The following is a 397-nucleotide window of genomic DNA, read 5'->3' on the forward strand; positions in this document are numbered from 1 at the left end:
GTTGATAGCCGAATAAACCCACCGGGAATTGATTGGCTAAAACAAAATACGCCAACCTTAACTACCCGTTTTGGTGATTTGGACAGTGCCGATCTTTGCGCCAGCGATATGATCATTATTAGCCCAGGCCTTAGCTTAACAATTCCAGCAATTGCTAAAGCTATAAACGCAGGCGTTGAAGTGATTGGTGATGTTGAGTTGTTTGCCCGTATTAATACTAAACCTGTGGTTGCTGTTACGGGATCTAATGGTAAATCCACAGTAGTCACACTGGCGCAGCAGGTATTACTTGCTGCTGGTTATAAAGCAGCATTAGGTGGCAACATTGGCACCGCAGTGCTTGATTTACTACAAAGTGATTTAAGTAACAACGACGTTGATGTGTACGTATTGGAGT

The 397-nt window shown here is 43.3% G+C and carries 1 pseudogene; it reads left to right on the top strand.

What is annotated here, in order from left to right:
* Window positions 1–397 (top strand): annotated as a pseudogene (locus AAEY62_RS20575) (UDP-N-acetylmuramoyl-L-alanine--D-glutamate ligase); the annotation flags it as partial.

This window comes from Pseudoalteromonas sp. GW168-MNA-CIBAN-0100, from assembly GCF_040309225.1.
Lineage (GTDB): Bacteria > Pseudomonadota > Gammaproteobacteria > Enterobacterales > Alteromonadaceae > Pseudoalteromonas > Pseudoalteromonas arctica.